Annotated in this window: 16 protein-coding genes; 9 read left to right on the forward strand and 7 right to left on the reverse strand. The window is 37.8% G+C overall.

From position 1 onward, the window contains the following. Nucleotides 1–16 precede the first annotated feature (16 nt). From GJV03_RS02505 to GJV03_RS02545, 8 genes are all read left to right on the forward strand, one after another. Nucleotides 17–1,648, forward strand: coding sequence for a TROVE domain-containing protein (locus GJV03_RS02505; protein ID WP_154129390.1), 1,632 nt, complete (start codon nucleotides 17–19; stop codon nucleotides 1,646–1,648). 1,169 nt (nucleotides 1,649–2,817) lie between these two features. Beyond that, nucleotides 2,818–3,081, forward strand: coding sequence for a hypothetical protein (locus tag GJV03_RS02510; RefSeq protein ID WP_154129391.1), 264 nt, complete (start codon nucleotides 2,818–2,820; stop codon nucleotides 3,079–3,081). A gap of 741 nt (nucleotides 3,082–3,822) precedes the next feature. Then, entirely contained in the window at nucleotides 3,823–5,088 is a 1,266-nt protein-coding gene (locus GJV03_RS02520; RefSeq protein WP_154129400.1) for an RtcB family protein, read from the forward strand. Nucleotides 5,089–5,182: 94 nt separating this feature from the next. After that, on the forward strand, nucleotides 5,183–5,365 hold the full coding sequence (locus GJV03_RS02525) for a hypothetical protein (protein WP_154129393.1): 183 nt from the start codon (nucleotides 5,183–5,185) through the stop codon (nucleotides 5,363–5,365). Nucleotides 5,366–5,391: 26 nt separating this feature from the next. Next, nucleotides 5,392–5,853: a DIP1984 family protein gene (locus tag GJV03_RS02530; RefSeq protein WP_004822548.1), complete on the forward strand. Its 462-nt coding sequence runs from the start codon at nucleotides 5,392–5,394 to the stop codon at nucleotides 5,851–5,853. A gap of 414 nt (nucleotides 5,854–6,267) precedes the next feature. Then, the gene (locus GJV03_RS02535; RefSeq protein ID WP_354666822.1) at nucleotides 6,268–6,618 is read left to right on the forward strand and encodes a CPCC family cysteine-rich protein; all 351 of its coding nucleotides are present in this window, start codon (nucleotides 6,268–6,270) and stop codon (nucleotides 6,616–6,618) included. Next, the gene (rtcA, locus tag GJV03_RS02540) at nucleotides 6,596–7,627 is read left to right on the forward strand and encodes an RNA 3'-terminal phosphate cyclase (RefSeq protein WP_154129394.1); all 1,032 of its coding nucleotides are present in this window, start codon (nucleotides 6,596–6,598) and stop codon (nucleotides 7,625–7,627) included. The genes GJV03_RS02535 and rtcA overlap by 23 nt, the downstream gene beginning before the upstream one ends. A gap of 186 nt (nucleotides 7,628–7,813) precedes the next feature. Then, complete coding sequence (locus GJV03_RS02545) at nucleotides 7,814–8,257, forward strand: DUF2147 domain-containing protein (RefSeq protein ID WP_105713769.1); 444 nt, start codon at nucleotides 7,814–7,816, stop codon at nucleotides 8,255–8,257. Nucleotides 8,258–8,345: 88 nt separating this feature from the next. Here GJV03_RS02545 and GJV03_RS02550 read toward each other — a convergent pair whose 3' ends face one another. The 4 genes from GJV03_RS02550 to pheA form a co-directional block, all read right to left on the reverse strand. Continuing rightward, nucleotides 8,346–8,930 carry a GAD-like domain-containing protein gene (locus GJV03_RS02550; RefSeq protein ID WP_154129395.1) on the reverse strand — a complete coding sequence of 195 codons (585 nt, stop codon included), beginning with the start codon at nucleotides 8,928–8,930 and terminating at the stop codon, nucleotides 8,346–8,348. A 20-nt stretch (nucleotides 8,931–8,950) separates the two neighbouring features. Continuing rightward, nucleotides 8,951–9,331 carry a hypothetical protein gene (locus GJV03_RS02555; RefSeq protein WP_004719243.1) on the reverse strand — a complete coding sequence of 127 codons (381 nt, stop codon included), beginning with the start codon at nucleotides 9,329–9,331 and terminating at the stop codon, nucleotides 8,951–8,953. A gap of 118 nt (nucleotides 9,332–9,449) precedes the next feature. After that, a complete protein-coding gene (locus GJV03_RS02560) occupies nucleotides 9,450–11,696 on the reverse strand; it encodes a bifunctional prephenate dehydrogenase/3-phosphoshikimate 1-carboxyvinyltransferase (protein WP_105713771.1) in 2,247 nt (748 codons plus the stop codon). Nucleotides 11,697–11,728: 32 nt separating this feature from the next. Further along, nucleotides 11,729–12,835, reverse strand: coding sequence for a prephenate dehydratase (pheA, locus tag GJV03_RS02565; protein WP_004719240.1), 1,107 nt, complete (start codon nucleotides 12,833–12,835; stop codon nucleotides 11,729–11,731). Between the two features lie 251 nt (nucleotides 12,836–13,086). Here pheA and GJV03_RS02570 point away from each other — a divergent pair, with 251 nt between their 5' ends. Further along, on the forward strand, nucleotides 13,087–13,605 hold the full coding sequence (locus GJV03_RS02570; RefSeq protein WP_151957230.1) for a DJ-1/PfpI/YhbO family deglycase/protease: 519 nt from the start codon (nucleotides 13,087–13,089) through the stop codon (nucleotides 13,603–13,605). A gap of 359 nt (nucleotides 13,606–13,964) precedes the next feature. Here the strand turns inward: GJV03_RS02570 and GJV03_RS02575 are convergent, their stop codons facing one another. From GJV03_RS02575 to sohB, 3 genes are all read right to left on the reverse strand, one after another. Then, entirely contained in the window at nucleotides 13,965–14,264 is a 300-nt protein-coding gene (locus GJV03_RS02575; RefSeq protein WP_154129396.1) for a DUF1905 domain-containing protein, read from the reverse strand. A 306-nt stretch (nucleotides 14,265–14,570) separates the two neighbouring features. Continuing rightward, nucleotides 14,571–15,713: an acyl-CoA dehydrogenase family protein gene (locus tag GJV03_RS02580; protein WP_154129397.1), complete on the reverse strand. Its 1,143-nt coding sequence runs from the start codon at nucleotides 15,711–15,713 to the stop codon at nucleotides 14,571–14,573. 194 nt (nucleotides 15,714–15,907) lie between these two features. Further along, entirely contained in the window at nucleotides 15,908–16,870 is a 963-nt protein-coding gene (gene sohB, locus GJV03_RS02585; RefSeq protein ID WP_004822565.1) for a protease SohB, read from the reverse strand. Nucleotides 16,871–17,266: the final 396 nt, after the last annotated feature.

The following is a 17,266-nucleotide window of genomic DNA, read 5'->3' on the forward strand; positions in this document are numbered from 1 at the left end:
ACTTGAGGATGCTGTCATGGCGAACAAGACAATTTTTGCCTCTAAACAACAGGCAAAACCAAAAACCATTGAATACAACGAAGCTGGTGGTCGCGCATATAAATTAAAATCTCGTGCCGCATTAGCGCAGCTTGTTGCAACAGGTACACTGAATCAGACCTTTTATCAAAATGCACAAGTGCAACTTGATAGTATTCTAAACCTAGCGCTTGAAGTAGAGCCTGAATTTGTGGCTAAAACTGCAATTTATGCACGCCAAAAGGCACATATGAAAGATACACCTGTAGTGTTATTGGCTTTACTTTCTGAACTTGATTCAGAATTATTTAAGCAAGTTTTTCCTTTGATTATTGATAATGGAAAACAGTTGAGAAATTTTGTTCAAATCATGCGCTCTGGAATGATTGGTCGTAAGTCATTAGGTTCATTACCGAAACGTATGGTCAATGAATGGATTCTTTCAGCATCGGATCAACAATTGATTGCGGCCAATATTGGAAACAGCCCTTCACTTGCCGATGTGTTAAAAATGACTCATCCAAAACCAAAGACAGTTCAACACGATGCTTTTTTTGCCTATGTCCTAGGAAAAGAATACCAACTTGTCCAACTACCGACTCAAGTGCAAGCATTGGAAGAGTTTCGATTGGGAACAGCAACACAAGTACCTAAAGTGCCGATGCAGCTTCTAACCAATTTAAATTTGAATGCGAAACAATGGGCCGAAATTGCAAAAAATGGTTCTTGGCAAATGCTACGTATGAACTTAAATACCTTCTTACGCCATGATGTTTTTAAAATCAAAGGAATGACAAAAATCATTGCCGATAAATTGATGGATGAGCAAGCCATAGCCAAAAGTCGAGTATTTCCATATCAATTGATGATGGCTTGGTCTGCACTTGCAGAGGATATGCCACATGAAATTGCCAATGCGCTAAAGTTTGCTATGCAGCGTGCCATCGCCAATGTACCGAAACTTGAAGGAAATGTGGTGATTGCGATTGATGTTTCCGGTTCGATGTCAAGTTCTGTGACAGGTTATCGTCAGGGTGCAACCTCTCAGTTACGTTGCGTAGATGCTGCTGCATTATTTGCTAGTGCATTTAAATATGTAAATCCAAATATTCGTTTGATGCCGTTTGATACTGAAGTTCGTCAATTATCCAATTTCAGCAAAGTACAGGAATATTTAAAACGAAAAAATTTTGGAAAACAGCAAAATTCAGAAATTGATATTTTTGCTTTGGCTAAAAAATTTGCCAGCATGTGTGGTGGTGGAACTGATTGCTCTAAGCCTTTGGAACTGTTAGTAAAAGAAAATGCCAAAGTCGATATGGTAATTTACTTCTCTGATAATGAATCATGGGCAGATCAAGTTCCAAGATCACACCGAAAAACTGGGATGATGCATTATTGGAAACAGCTAAAACAGCATAACCCTGATGCAAAACTGGTGTGTGTTGATCTGCAACCCTATACCACTACGCAAATGCCTGAACATAGCGATGTGATGAATGTCGGTGGATTTTCCGATACGGTATTTCAACTGATTGAAAGTTTTGCCAAAAATGAAATGCATGCAGATCATTGGGTAAACGAAATTGAAAAAATAGATATTACACAAACTCAGCTTTATGCAAGCTGAATGTATAAACAAATTTGATCGAGTCTCTTCAAGTGTTTACATTTAACAATGTCCACACTTGATAAGACTGGGTTAGATAAAAAGCACAAATGCCATAGGAACTACATTTCAAGATTATGCTGTTTCTATATTTAATTGTTGTGCTAAGTAAGAAATTGCCAAATGCAGATAGAACTACATTACTTTGAATAATTGATGTTTTATCGACACCTTTGTTGGCAAAATACATCGCATAAAATGCGTTAAGGACTACATCTTTAATGCGTAGGTCGGTGGTTCAAATCCACCCTTTTCACGCTTTTCCAAGTTTGAAAAGTAGCTCAGTTGGATAGAGCAACGAAACGTCTTTAACATTTTGTTTATGCAAAGCAGTAAAAGAATCAAATGTTTCAAGGACTACATCTTAAAATTGACGTCATCGGTGGTTCGAATCCACCCCATCATTTCGATGATGGTCGCCAAGCGGTAAGGCACGAGCGTCTTTGAAAAATTTGTTGATTCACTTGTAGGGCAGTATATGAAAATATACTGGGGCCATCAGTCCATCAAATACGCATAGGACTACATTAGAATTCACAGATCAGAGGTTAGATTCCTCTGCTGTATATACATACAGTCGCTTAAAGCAAAAGCGGTGAATTGTTTGTCTTATAATCAAATTTGTTGATGGACTTGTGACCTATGTTTAAACGATCAAATGCCTGTTGGATTACATCGCGATCTCACGCACAGTATTTCGGGTACTGCACATATCCAACACCAACTTTTTTTGATCTTGTATATGCAATAATGAAAGTAGATCAAATGCTTTGAGGACTACATTACGCGTTTGTCGGTGCTTCGATACCACCCTGTATGACAAAATACAGTAGCTCAGTTGGTAGAGCCACGACTGTCTTCAGCTCTTTGTTGATGTACTCTTATTATAATAAATAGATTTACACGATAAGCAGTCACGAATATAGATTGGATTTCATGGTAACGCTTTAGTGTAGGGTTTAAACCCTCCTATCATGTTCACTCACAAAATCTAATCTTAACGTTTGTGGCTGCTTTTCTTTTTAAACTCATCATGTTTAAAAGCGATGCTTGTGAATCAACAAAAAATTTGCTAGCTTGGAGTCTCAACTTAAAACCAAAGACAGGTGTCAGTCTGTAAAACGCAAATCATGTCTATACAAGTTATTGTTGACGATAACAATCTTGATCTTGCTTTAGAGAAACTAAGAGTCAAAAAGTACTATTTAGAAACTAACCACTGGTATAAGAAGTGCCAGAACTATCATGAAAAACCGCCAAGTAAAAGTCGTAAAAAAAGTGAACTGAAACTTTTACATGGGCATAGTCAAATCCTAGAAGATGATCCTCTCGCACTGAGGTTAAAAATCCATATCGAAGAACATTATCAACCAACTGATGATAATACGGTATAGGATATGAACAAAAATTAAGATTCACAAATTTCATCAAACTCAGCTTGGGAGAAGAAATTCTCCCAAGCTAGATTTCATACTATAATCTGTAACATGATAAATATCCTGAATAATAACAATGCGTACTTGGTTTGCTTTCCTCTTATTTCCTTTAGTAATTTTTGTATTCTTATTTTTCTTCTACGTCATTTTTTTGCTTTCACTCACTTTGGGTTGCGGTTTCCAGCAAGAAAATATCCCAACCTGCTCAAAAATTTATTATTTTTCAATTATATCAATTTTTCCAATAGCTATTTGGCTCGGCTATTTTACAACTAAATTTGCACCACATTGTGGAAGATATTTCCTTAGTAGTATTTATAACCTAATATTTTCAATCACTCTATTTGCATATTTACAAGGCTCTAAAATAAGCCTCATCTTTTCAATTGGTTTTAGCCTCCTTTTCTTATTATGTCTAGGAATTGGTTGTTTTATATTTCATTTAAAATATAAAAATAGATAAATTACTATCTAAAATAATATTTAAATTTGCATATTTTTTTTAAAATGCACATTTAAAATAAAATATAAATTTATCTATTTATTATAAATCAATATCTTATAAAATAAAAATCAATTAAAAGACAAAGTTGGCACACTCTCTGCAATATACAAAGCATACATCATGAGATGTATATAAATATCACCTGCCTGCAACCGCTTGGCAGGCAGGTTTTGAAAAGGATCAAAGCAATGACGATGTTAGTCACAGAACAAATCGAAAAACAAACTTCCTTAGCACAGGAACGTACTTATAACGTAATTCAGGATGCTAAAGGTGTTCCTATAAAAATGTGGACCAAAGGTGTCCCTGTCGATGAGAAATCAAAAGACCAATTATTAAAAACAGCACAAATGCCTTTTATTTATAAATGGATGGCAGTAATGCCAGATGTACATGTAGGAATCGGAGCAACGATTGGAAGTGTAATTCCAACCAAAGGCGCAATCATCCCTGCTGCGGTCGGTGTAGATATTGGCTGTGGAATGATGGCTGCACGTACTTCGCTAAGCGCATCAGATTTACCAGATAACTTATACGCACTGCGTACCGAACTTGAACGTTTAATTCCGCATGGTATGACCAAAGGTCGTGGTCGTCGTGACCGAGGTTCATGGGATACACCTACTGCAAGTGTTGATCAGGCTTGGGCTGAGTTGGTGACTGATTTTGAATATATCTGTGCCAAGCATCCCCGTTTGAAAAATACCAACAACCATAAACAGTTGGGTACTTTGGGAACAGGAAACCATTTTGTTGAAGTCTGTTTAGATGAGCATCAACAAGTATGGATTATGTTGCACTCAGGATCTCGTGGTGTAGGAAATGCAATTGGTAACCACTTCATTGAGCTTGCACGTAAAGATATGCAAAAGCACTTTATTAATCTGCCTGATAAAGATTTAGCTTATTTAGTGGAAGGGACTGAACACTTTGATGATTATTGGTTTGCAGTGGGTTGGGCACAACGATTTGCCATGAAAAACCGTGAGTTAATGATGGAAGCTGCGGTTCAAGCTTTACGAATCATCATCAACAAACCATTTAACGCCAAAGTGGAGGCTGTAAACTGCCACCATAATTATGTGGATAAAGAAGAACACTTTGGTCAGGAAGTGCTGGTAACACGTAAAGGTGCTGTACGTGCCCGTTTGGGTGAGTATGGAATTATTCCGGGTTCAATGGGTGCCAAGTCATTTATTGTCAAAGGTAAGGGAAATCAGGAGTCTTTCTGTTCGTGTTCGCATGGGGCTGGTCGTGTACATAGCCGTACTGCAGCGAAAAAGTTGTTTACTGTGGAAGATCAGATTGAACAAACCAAAGGTGTGGAATGCCGTAAAGATGCAGCCGTGATTGATGAAATCCCTTCTGCCTATAAACCTATTGAAGATGTGATGAAAGCACAAAGTGATTTGGTGGAAGTGGTTTATACCTTAAGTCAGGTTGTTTGTGTAAAAGGTTAGTTGATGCATAAATTAGGGAGTTTAGATTGTAAAATCTAAACAATGCTATTGGGCTTTAGCTTGGAGCCATGAATGTTCAATTTGGGATGATTCATTGGATTATTCTTATTTAGAATTTTGTAATTATGATCTACCTGAAGACGATGATTATAATTTCATGACCACTTGGCATGAAAATCAAACTTTAGAAGACGTTATAGAATTTGCCGAATCAATTTCAGTTGATACACTACCCCAGCAAACTTTATATGAAATCGTTGTGTTAAATATTTATTGACTATTAAAAGCGATAAGGAAAATAAAATGAAACTTGCAGAAGCACTCTTATTACGAAGCGATCAACAAAAGAAACTCGCTTCATTGAAACAACGTATCAATGCGAACGTATTAGTACAAGACGGTGATGAGCCATCCGAGGATCCAAATGAGTTATTAAAGCAAGTATTTGCATTAACTCAAGAATCTCAAAAACTTGTTTATGCCATTCATCAAACCAATGCTTTGGCAAAATTAACGGATGGTCGTTCATTATTGGCTTTACTTACTCAACGTGATGAGCTTGTAGAGCGCCATAAAATTTTAACCTCAGCCATCAGCAACACACAACGTGAGCCTGACCGCTATAGTACACGTGAAATCAAATGGCATAAGGTCATTCCAGTATCATCCTTGCAAAAGCAATCCGATGATATTAGTGCCAAATTACGCGACTTGAATGTATTGATACAAGCCACCAATTGGCAAGTTGATTTACTTGACGTTTAAAGCCATCATTTAAAAGCTTTGATAGGGCTTACCCTATCAGATCTCGAAATATATTGGGCGAGTACAAGATCTAAGGCTGTATAGATTGAAATAAAAGTCAGCATCATTTTTGGGTAATGACAGCGAAGCGGATTTAGAGCGGAAACGCACCAATCAAATCCATCACCTTTCATCACTTAAACCTTTGTGAATCAGAGTGACTATTCACACTGTATTACCACGTACTGACAATATATTTCACCTTTTCTCAAGTGATTCGTCATTTGAGAAAACCCGAACATACTGGGCGAGTGCAAGATCCCCTACCTCCACAACACAGGATTGAAAATAAGGTGTAGTGGCTTGATGAGCGAGCGGGTTAGCTTAAAACTTTAAGCACAAATCAACCCATCACTACGTACAAGGCAAACCTTTGTGAAAGCAAAGTTACAATGCACTAAGCATCACCATGCACTGACAGTATGTTCACCCCTTTTAGGAATTTTAATGAATTACCATTGTTCTTGTTGTCATCATTACACTAGAGATCAACCCTCTGGTAATTTTGACTTTGAGATTTGTCCAGTTTGTTTTTGGGAAGATGATCCTGTACAAAATATTCATCCAAATTCAAAAAGTGGTGCAAATGCAATCTCATTAGCAGAGGCACAAGATAATTATCAACAATATGGTGTAAGTGAATTACGATTTTTAAAACATGTTCGAAAACCGAATGATTTAGAAAGAAATGATGAAGAACAAAATGAACACATTAGTAAAAAATAAAGCTATCCAAATTGATGGCTCACAAGGCGAAGGTGGAGGGCAAATTTTAAGAACTGCCCTTTCATTGTCTATGTTAACGGGTATTCCATTTGAGCTTGTGAATATTCGTGCAGGGCGTAAAAAGCCGGGCTTAATGCGACAGCATTTAGTCTGTGTACAAGCATCACAACGCATCAGCAATGCCATTGTGGAAGGTGCTGAACTACATTCACAAAAATTATATTTCCAGCCCCAACAAGTTCAGGCGGGTAAATATGATTTTCATATTGGTTCAGCCGGTAGCACAGTATTGGTTTTACAAACACTACTACCTGCACTGATGATGCAAAATGAAATCAGTCAAATCAGTATCCACGGCGGAACACATAATCCAATGGCACCGACTGCAGATTTCATAGAGTCTTGCTTTCTACCTGCTATTCATAAACTTGGAATAAAAGTCGACTTTGAATGCGAACGTGCTGGTTTCTTTCCAATTGGTGCGGGTCAAATCAATATTACAACTTATCCTTGGATAGATAAGCTTGAATATTCAGTATTAGATAAAGGCAAATTACTGGAAATACATGGCTATGCAGCTGCCTTAAATATTCAACAGAATATTGCTGATCGTGAACTGGAAGTATTACATAACAAATTGAGCTTAAGCCAACGTAACAGACTAAACTTTCAAGGGATTAGCCAAGGGAATACAGCTTTTGTGGTGTTAAATTACGAACACCATCAACAAGTATTTTCTGTGTTAGGTGAAATGAAGAAAAGTGCAGAAAAAGTAGCGCATGATTTAGCCAAAGAAGTTAAATCCTTTTTAGCTTGCGATGCTGTGGCTGACGAATATCTAGCAGACCAACTTTTATTACCTTTAGCTTTAGGTAAAGGTGGTGAGTTTACTGCTCAAGTTGTCAGTGAACACACCTCGACACAAGCTGAAATGATTCAAAAATTCTTAGATTGTGAAATTCACTTTGAAGCAATCAATGATATTTTTAAGGTGAGTGTCATCACATAAGCTTCAGCTATGTTAAATCCAGTTTACAAGCTCATCAATTGCTTATCTTTATGTGCCAATTCATTTTAAATTTCATACTTATTGGCACATTATGTAAATAAATGACCCAACTATTCATTATATAATCAACGCCTTAAATAAGTATGATTTTTAAAGTAGAAAATACCCACTTAAGGAATAAGGGAAATGATGAGAGTTTTATTGGGGACAGCATGTATCGCATTTTTAACATCGACAGCTTTTGCGGAAGATATCGTGGGAACCTGGCGTTATATCGATGACAAAACTGGTGAAGCAAAGGGACTGGTTAAAATTGAAAAACAAAGTAACGGTACCTATGCGGGTACAGCATTAAAAGCAACACCACGCCCAGGCTACACCCCAAAAGAATTTTGCACCAATTGCCCTGCACCTTATACCAACAAGCCAATTATTGGCTTACAGGTCATCTCTGGGCTAAAGACAGATGATCATGTGAGTTATACTGATGGGAAAATTATTGACCCAGTTTCAGGTAAAATCTATCGATTAAAAGGTAAAGTCAGCCCAAATGGCAAAAAACTATTTCTTCGTGGATATTTAGGTATTTCAGCAGTAGGTCGTAGCCAAACATGGTTACGTGTCGAGTAGTAGCATAATTTCATTCACAATAAAAATGACAGTTTTATCTCAATCAAACTGTCATTTCTAAACATCTATTTTTTAAATGATTTTTAAATCAGTTATTCACAGCAAGTTGATATAAAAAAGCTAAATGTGTGGCTGCATCACCTTTATCTAAATTGAGATCACTAGCACGCCCACCTAATCTCAGTGCAGGAAGATAACAATACATTTGATTATCAACTAATTTACCATATTGAGTTTGTGCCTTTGCTAAGGCTGATTTTTCTAAAAATTGCTCAATGATCTCATCATCACAAATCCAGTCATTAAAAAAATCTGTTAATGACCAAGCTGTTACCCCAATTTCCGAGTTGTGCGGGTCGATAAAGGATACATCCTCATCGCCATCTTCGCTTAATAAACGATAATAAAACACCAAACCAAATGCCGAAATAGCAATGGGTAATCGGGTCATATCAGGTTGATCTTTCATTAACCATGACCAAAGCACATCTTGATAAAGCTCAGGGTTAATGATCTGTAGCAAACCGTTGCCATAGAAGCCAAAACCATGATTTTGCCAAAGCTCTAAGAGCGCTTCAGGTAAATATGCTTGATATTTTTTTACAGTTTCAAAGCTTACTGTGTTTCCTGCCTGATCTACTGAAAATTTATCAATAAATGCTTGTAATTGCATAGCTATCCCCTAGGCTCTGCTTATACTTTCCATTCAAATCCACTAAACGCATCATCTTCTTTTAATGTATTTTCTACAGCATTTGCCAATTGCTTAATCATGCTCTGGGTTGCAATCTTCTTAAACCATGCTTGTTCTTCATCAGCATGGGCTGAAATTTCACAAGTTAATAAGCCCTGATCATTTAAATGACAATTAACCCCCAAACCAATTGGATGATTTTCTACGCTGACAGCAAGGTCTTCATCGGAGTGTGTTGTTTCCGCTTTAAAGCCATATTGAGACAGTTGTTTTAACAACAAAGTCGTCACGTATTCCTGAGTGACATAACATACATTTTCACCATGATTGTGACTGTTACTATGATTCTCACAGTTTGCTGTAAATTGTAATGTTCTCATTGCTTCATCCAAAAGGCTTTATAGTTGTATGGTTTTAGAATAAGCAATATAAACAAAACAGCCAAGCATTTGCTTGGCTGTTTTTAATTAATTATACAAATATTAGACAAGGACTGATTTATTCGCTAACTTGAATCTGAAGCCCTGCCTGATTGGTGAGTTCAGTAAATGTTGGGAAACTTGTTGCTACAGTTTCAGTGCCAATAATCTTAATCTCGCCAGAGTTACGTAACCCCGCCATCGAAAAACTCATTGCAATACGATGGTCATGGTGCGATTCAATTTCACCGCCAGAGAAAATAGCAGACCAGTCACCCGATTTACCTTTTCCTTCAATGATGATGCCATCATCAGTTGGCGTACAATCAATCCCCATGGTTTTTAAACCATCTGCCATCACTTGAATACGATCAGACTCTTTAACCCGTAATTCAGCGGCACCTGTCAACACCGTTTGCCCTTCAGCACATGCAGCAGCAATAAACAAAGATGGAAATTCATCAATTGCCAAAGGTACTTGATCTTCTGGCATATGAATGCCTTTCAATGTACGGGTACCACGGATACGGATATCAGCAATCGGCTCACCGCCTGCAATTCGTTCATTTTCAACAGTTAAGTCTGCACCCATTTGCTTAAGGATTTCGATTACACCTGTACGAGTTGGATTAATCCCAACAGCTTCAAGGGTAATATCTGAACCTTCAGTAATGGCAGCACCCACCATAAAGAATGCAGCAGAAGAAATATCAGAAGGTACTTGAATCTCTGTCCCAACCAACTTTCCACCACCGTGTAGTGAAATACGATTACCTTCCGTTTTCACAGCATACCCAAAAGCACGTAACATACGCTCAGTATGGTCACGGGTTGGTTCAGGTTCAGTCACAGAGGTTTCACCCTCTGCCCATAAACCTGCCAATAAAATCCCAGATTTGACTTGCGCAGATGCCATTGGCAAATCGTAGTGAATGCCTTTCAATGCTTGAGCGCCAGTGATTGAAACAGGCGGAGTACCACGTTCACCCGTGGTTTGAATTTGCGCACCCATTTCACGTAAAGGTTTTGCAATACGCTCCATTGGACGCTTAGACAAAGACGCATCACCCGTCATCACAGAGTCAAACTGTTGTGCTGAAAGCATGCCTGAAAGCAAACGCATCGACGTACCAGAATTACCCATATACAGTGCCGTTTTTGGCGCTTTTAAACCATGAATACCCACACCATGAATGGTCACTTCACCATTTTTAGGGCCTTCAATACTGACCCCCATATCGCGAAATGCTTGAAGTGTTGCTAAAGCATCTTCACCTTCAAGGAAACCTGTAACGTGGGTTGTACCTTCAGCGATTGCACCAAACATGATGGAACGATGTGACACTGACTTGTCACCCGGCACGGTAAATTTACCTTTAAATGTCTTCTCACCTGGCAAAATGGTAAATTGTTGTGTCACCTTATTTTTCTCCATCAAAGGTTTATTGGCGAGCATATGATTGAAATGCTGTCGTGCCGCTTGTGCATGTCCTAGCAATCCCATCAGGGCTTGTGAATTCTCATCTTCAATCAGTTGACGTAATGTCGCAAGTTGCGTTTCAAAACCATCAACTGCTTTCAATATGGCTGTTTTATTGGCAAAAAATATATCATGCCACATCTGCGGATCACTGGCAGCAATACGTGAGAAGTCACGAAAACCTCCAGCGGCATAACGGAAAATATCTAAGTTATCTTCACGATTTGCAAGCTGTTCGACCAGATTAAATGCCATCAGATGCGGTAAATGACTGGTATGTGCCAACACTTCATCATGTTTGTCCACATCCATACAAATGACTTCGGCTTTTGCAGCCTGCCAAAGCTGAATCAGTTTTTCAACTGCCCAATCAGCGCTGCTCGGCAACGGCGTTAGAATCACTTTATGATTCACAAATAAGTCAACTTTACCTGCATGAACACCAGTATGTTCTGCACCAGCAATTGGATGACCAGGTACAAAACCTACAGGAAGATTTTCACCATAAACAGCATGTGCTGCTGCCACCACATTCCCTTTGGTACTTCCGACATCGGTAATAATGGCGTTTTCAGAAACATAAGCTTGAATCGTTTCAAGCACTTTCTGTGTCGCGCGAACGGGCAAAGCCAGAACGATTAAATCTGCATCTTTTACCGCTTCGACAGGATCACTAAAACCCGCAGAAATAATTCCTAAAGCTTTAGCATCTTCCAGCGTTTTTTTTGAGCGCGTTGACGCAACAACATTTTCAGCAAGATGTTCGGCTGCAATTACACGGGCTAGACTTGAACCAATCAGTCCAAGTCCAATAAAAGCAACTTTTTTAAATAAAGGTTGTGACATAACGATTTTGAACTACCTATTTCACAACGACATCAAAGCACAGCAATCGGATATGAACCCAGTACACGTACTTCTTTAACCAGTGGGCGAATATCTTCAATCGCCGCTTTAACATTGTCCTGTTCCACATGACCTTCAAGATCAATGAAGAATACATAAGCCCATTTTTCAGGTAATGCAGGACGGGTTTCAATACTGGTCAAACTAATGTTGTGTTTTGCAAATGGTGCAAGAATTTCCAATAAAGCCCCTGCACGGTCATGTGCTGAAATCAGTAATGAGGTTTTATCATTGCCACTTTGCGGTACCTTTTCACGACCAATGACCAAGAATCGTGTCGTATTTTCAGGATTATCTTCAATATTTCCGTGGAGAACTTCCAAGTCGTAAATACTTGCAGCCACATCAGATGCAATTGCTGCTGAATGCCATTCATTGCGAATACGGCGAGCAGCCTCTGCATTTGAGCTTAAAGCTACACGTTCTACACCCGGATAATGTGCATCCAACCACTTACGACATTGCGCAAGTGTTTGTTGATGTGCATAAATTTGTTTAATACTGTCTTTACGAGTATTTGAAGAAATCAGGAATTGGTGATGAATACGCAATTCAACTTCACCAATCACATTTAAATGCGATGCTTTAAAACAGTCTAAAGTATGGTTGACCACACCTTCAGATGAGTTCTCAACAGGAACTAAACCATAATGTGCACTACCCGCTTCAACCTCACGGAACACTTCATCGATCGTTGGTAGTGGGCGAACCACAGCATCCTGACCAAAATGTTTTAATACAGCAGAATGGGTATAAGTGCCGACTGGACCTAAAAATGCAATACTTTGTGGTGCTTCAAGTGCCAAACATGCAGACATAATTTCACGGAATAAACGTGCCATAGTTTGATCTGACAATGGCCCTTCATTGCGCTCCATAACTTGACGTAAAACCTGTGCTTCACGTTCAGGACGATAAAATAACGGATTCTCTTCTGCTGCAAATTTTGCTTTAGCAACTGATTCCGCCAGTTTTGCACGGCGATTGATAAGTTGTTGGATTTGCTGATCTACAGAGTCAATATCTTCACGGATTTGAGCAAGATCTAGAGAAGTCGTTTTTTGATCATCGTTGATCATTGTTATGTCGCCCTTTAAAGTCGAGAATTACGAGAAGTCTATGTTTTAGACCACTGACAGTATAACAATAGTTCAGTTTAATTTGTTGGGCAATAGTGCATTTTTCAATGTTTCACTTTCAACTTATATATTGAATAAAATGTCATCACTTTATAACTTTTCTGACCACAAAATGAATTACAAAGCAGCTATAGAATTTTAAGCATTGCGCTCTATGATAAAAAGCATAAGCGCATTTCGAGACATAGAATATGAATAAAAAAATCGCTGTTCTCATTACCCATGATTTCGAAGATGCGGAATATCACCATCCCGTTGAAGCTTTTCGAGCTGCAAGCCATTCTGTGCGCAATATTGAAAAGTCTGCGGGGAATATTGTTTATAGTAAACAAAGAAAATCCTCGGTCAGTATAGATTTAGGCATTGATGAAATCTCTGTTCGGGATTTTGATGCGCTGATGATTCCGGGTGGATATTCTCCTTATCATCTTAAAGAAGATGAACGATTCATTGATTTTTTACGTAATTTTGCCAACGCACAAAAACCTATTTTTTTATGTTGTTACAGTAGCCATTTACTTATCGATGCACAAATTGCCATTGGACGGCGCTTAACCTCAATTGAAGATATCCTCAAAGAACTTAAAGACGCTGGTGCTGTGACTTTCGATCGCGAAGTGGTAAACGACAATAATTTATATATTTCTTCACGCTCGACTTTTGAGTTACCTATCTTTATCAATGAATGTTTAAATGTATTAAGTGCTTAGTTTATTAGTTTTAACCTTATTTATGAGATTTTGTATCTCTTTTATAAGTCAAAATGATCATATTGCATGAATCATATGGGTATTGAAAGCCCATTCCCCATTTGGGAAAAGGCTAGGATGACGGAGCTTTTATGTTAATCTATGCTTTAAAAAGGATTTACGACTGAAGCTTAATATAAAAATTTAAAAGCTCATCCAAAAAGCGAAATCATTAATTCACGCATCATTGCCTGTACCAATGGGTCTAAACGTTTAAGCTAAAATCACGTTGTAAGGGCTTTACAGCGATATGAGTTGACTTATTCAATACAGCCTCACTAGTGGTCAAATATACCTACTCAAAGCTTGACCATTAAAACTTATAACAGAATTGAAAAAGAAATATGATCTCCTGAATATATCTTCTCTTTTTTGCGAATCTCTGCTTTAAGTGGCAGTAAATAGCCCTCTGATTGCTTGTCAGGAAATATAGATGTTTTCCAGATACTTTTACCCAGTGTGACAGTAATAGGTACAGCACCCCAGCTTCGTTTCTGATGAATGTATTTTTTTATTTCTTCAGATTGTAATTTGGAAATAAGAACATAATGCCATCCACCAACACCCAAATAGTGCTGGACTGTTGATTCAATTTGAAAAGAAACTTCATGATCCATCATTTTAATTTCACTCAAAAGTTTAAACAGCTTATCGTTGTTATATCTATTTCATTCGCCAATTCTATTTTTTAGATAAGGCATGAGCACATTACCACTGACTTATTATTGTACAAATCCAATCAAGCAAACAAGACCTACACCTACGTATTTGATCAATTGTTGTTTGCTCTATCTTTACTTTTTAATGTTTGTTTTTTTCAATTTATTTATTTGATTTTTCTCAATATATTCCCATCAAAATAAAAAACTGTTCATGTTTCATAAAAAACACGAACAGCTTATATTTATATTATTGTTACATCTGCACTATCGACCAATGATGCCACGCGCCACGATTTCTTTCATGATTTCATTTGTACCACCATAAATACGCTGAATACGTGCATCTACAAAGAAACGAGAAATTGGATATTCCGTCATATAGCCATAACCACCAAACAGTTGTAGCAAGCTGTCGATGATTTTCATCTGCATATCCGTACTAAAACTTTTTAAAGCTGCTGCTGTTTCAACATCCAATTTACTTTGTTTATACAAAGCTAGATTTTGGTTATAGAATGCTGCTGTTGCCAACTCATCAATTTTTGCTTGAGCCAAAACAAAACGAGTATTTTGGAAGCTGCCAATTTTCTGACCAAACGCTTGACGTTCCTGTACATACTGAGTAGTGATATCGATTGCACCACGAATTGCACCAAGTGCCGTTGCTGCAATTGCAGTACGTTCACGAGGTAACTCTTGCATCAAATAGGCAAAACCTTGTCCTGCACTACCTAACAATTGATTTGCTGGAACTTTAACATTATCAAAGAACAGTTCTGAGGTATCTTGAGAATGCAAACCAATTTTATCGAGGTTGGTGCCCTTTTTAAATCCATCTAGATGTGTATCAACCAATAAAAGTGACACACCTTTTGCACGCGCTTGTGGGTCAGTTTTTGCTGCCAATACCACTAAATCTGCATGTTGACCATTTGAAATAAATGTTTTAGAACCATTCAAAACATAATGATCACCATTTAAAATCGCACTACTACGCATGCCCTGTAGGTCTGAACCTGCACCCGGTTCCGTCATCCCAATTGCGCCCACCACTTCACCTGACACCATTTTAGGTAACCAGTATTGTTTTTGTTCTTCGTTGGCAATATGCAAAATATAAGGCGCTGCAATTTCTGAATGGCATGAAATCGCGGTAGACAATGCACCATAGCCTGCACGTGCAGACTCTTCAACCAACATCAATGAATATTCAGTTGGAACGCCGTAACCACCATACACTTCAGGTACATCAACACAAAGATAGCCATTTTCACCCAATAATGACCATACTGAACGTGGCATTAAACCTTCTTTTTCCCATTGCTCATAAAATGGAGCAACGTGTTCACTCATAAAACGTTTAAAGTTATCACGAAAAAGTTCTAAATCTGCATCATATGCCAACATGTCTTGTATTCCTTTCAATCTGAGTTTTTGATTTTATGATCCCTAGCATGCTAATCATTTTTTGCAGACTTGTCATGACCACATGAGGTCATTTTTTCTGAGCATTTTTGCGAATAAAGAAAAGACTTTTCTATAAAAAAAGAGTAATCAGCTTTCACCAATTACTCATTACGTTGTAAATGTTCAATTAAAACTTAGAATTTATCATCTTTAAACATCGGTAAAGAGGAATTTAGCTTCGTGATCTCACTCATCAATTTATTCACAACGGATGGAATTAAGGCATCTGCCATTTGTGCAGCTTGTAAACCTAACTTCTCGCCAAGTGTTGGCTTACGACGTGTTTGAATCACATATACGTCATGTTGTGGCAATAAGCTCAGCAAATATTCATCTGAAGTTTGCAATTTATCCACTAAATTTAAATTGCGCGCGTCTTCACCATACCAGTGTTCACCTGTTGCAACTTTTTCGACATTGAGTTGCGGGCGATATTTTTCAACAAAATGCTTAAATAATTGATGCGTTTGTTGTAACTCTTCTTCAAATTTTGCTTTACCTTCTGGGGTGTTTTCACCAAACATCGTCACAGTACGCTTAAACTGACCTGCGGTATATAGCTCAAAATCAACATGATGTTCTTTTAACAGTCGATTAAAATTAGGGACTTGGGCAACAACACCAATCGAACCAACCACAGCAAATGGTGCAGAGACGATTTCACTTGCGATACACGCCATCATATAACCGCCACTCGCAGCCACTTTATCCACACAAATCGTCAGATTAAAGCCTGCATCACGTAAACGAACCAATTGTGCAGCTGCAAGACCATAACCATGCACCATACCACCGGGGCTTTCTAAACGAACAATGACACGATCACGGCCTGCTTTTGCTGTCGCAAGAATCAATGTAATCTCTTCTCTTAAGTTTTCTACAGCTGAAGCCTGTACATCTCCTTTAAAATCTAGGACATAGATTTTTTGATTATTTTTTTTACGTACTCGCGCTTCTTTTACAAACTGTTGAGTCAGTTGAAACAGTTCCAATTTCGATGCAGTAGATTGAGCAATTCTTTTTCGCTGCTCATTAATTCGGGCATTTAAATGACTGATACGAATTTCTGCGGGTACTTTGGGTAAATGAAATAACATAGAATTTATAATCTCTAATATCTAAGGAAATGCTTTTCTAATAAGATGCGGACGGATCAGCTAAATTTCAATACACTTTTTGAAAAATTCGACAAAGCTCAGTCCACTTAGTCTTTATGCATGATAAAAAGCTTTGTCTACACACTTTTAACAAACAACAATAATTAAATTTTAGTTATAGAATACATAGCTTTTTTTTATAGTTAAAAACGCATGAAAATTCGAGTAAAGATACGCGTTTTGAATAAATTAAGATTTTATTAATAGTTTTTACATCTAAGTTAAGCCTTGCTGATTTCAGCATATTCAGTGACTTTACCTCGAAAATAACGCAAATGCCACTTAGTAGAACTTTTGCTGGCTTTTCTTATGATAAATTCACATAAAAAAACATAG

Origin of the sequence: Acinetobacter sp. RIT698, assembly GCF_009668065.1 — a bacterium.
In the GTDB taxonomy this organism is placed as follows: domain Bacteria; phylum Pseudomonadota; class Gammaproteobacteria; order Pseudomonadales; family Moraxellaceae; genus Acinetobacter; species Acinetobacter guillouiae.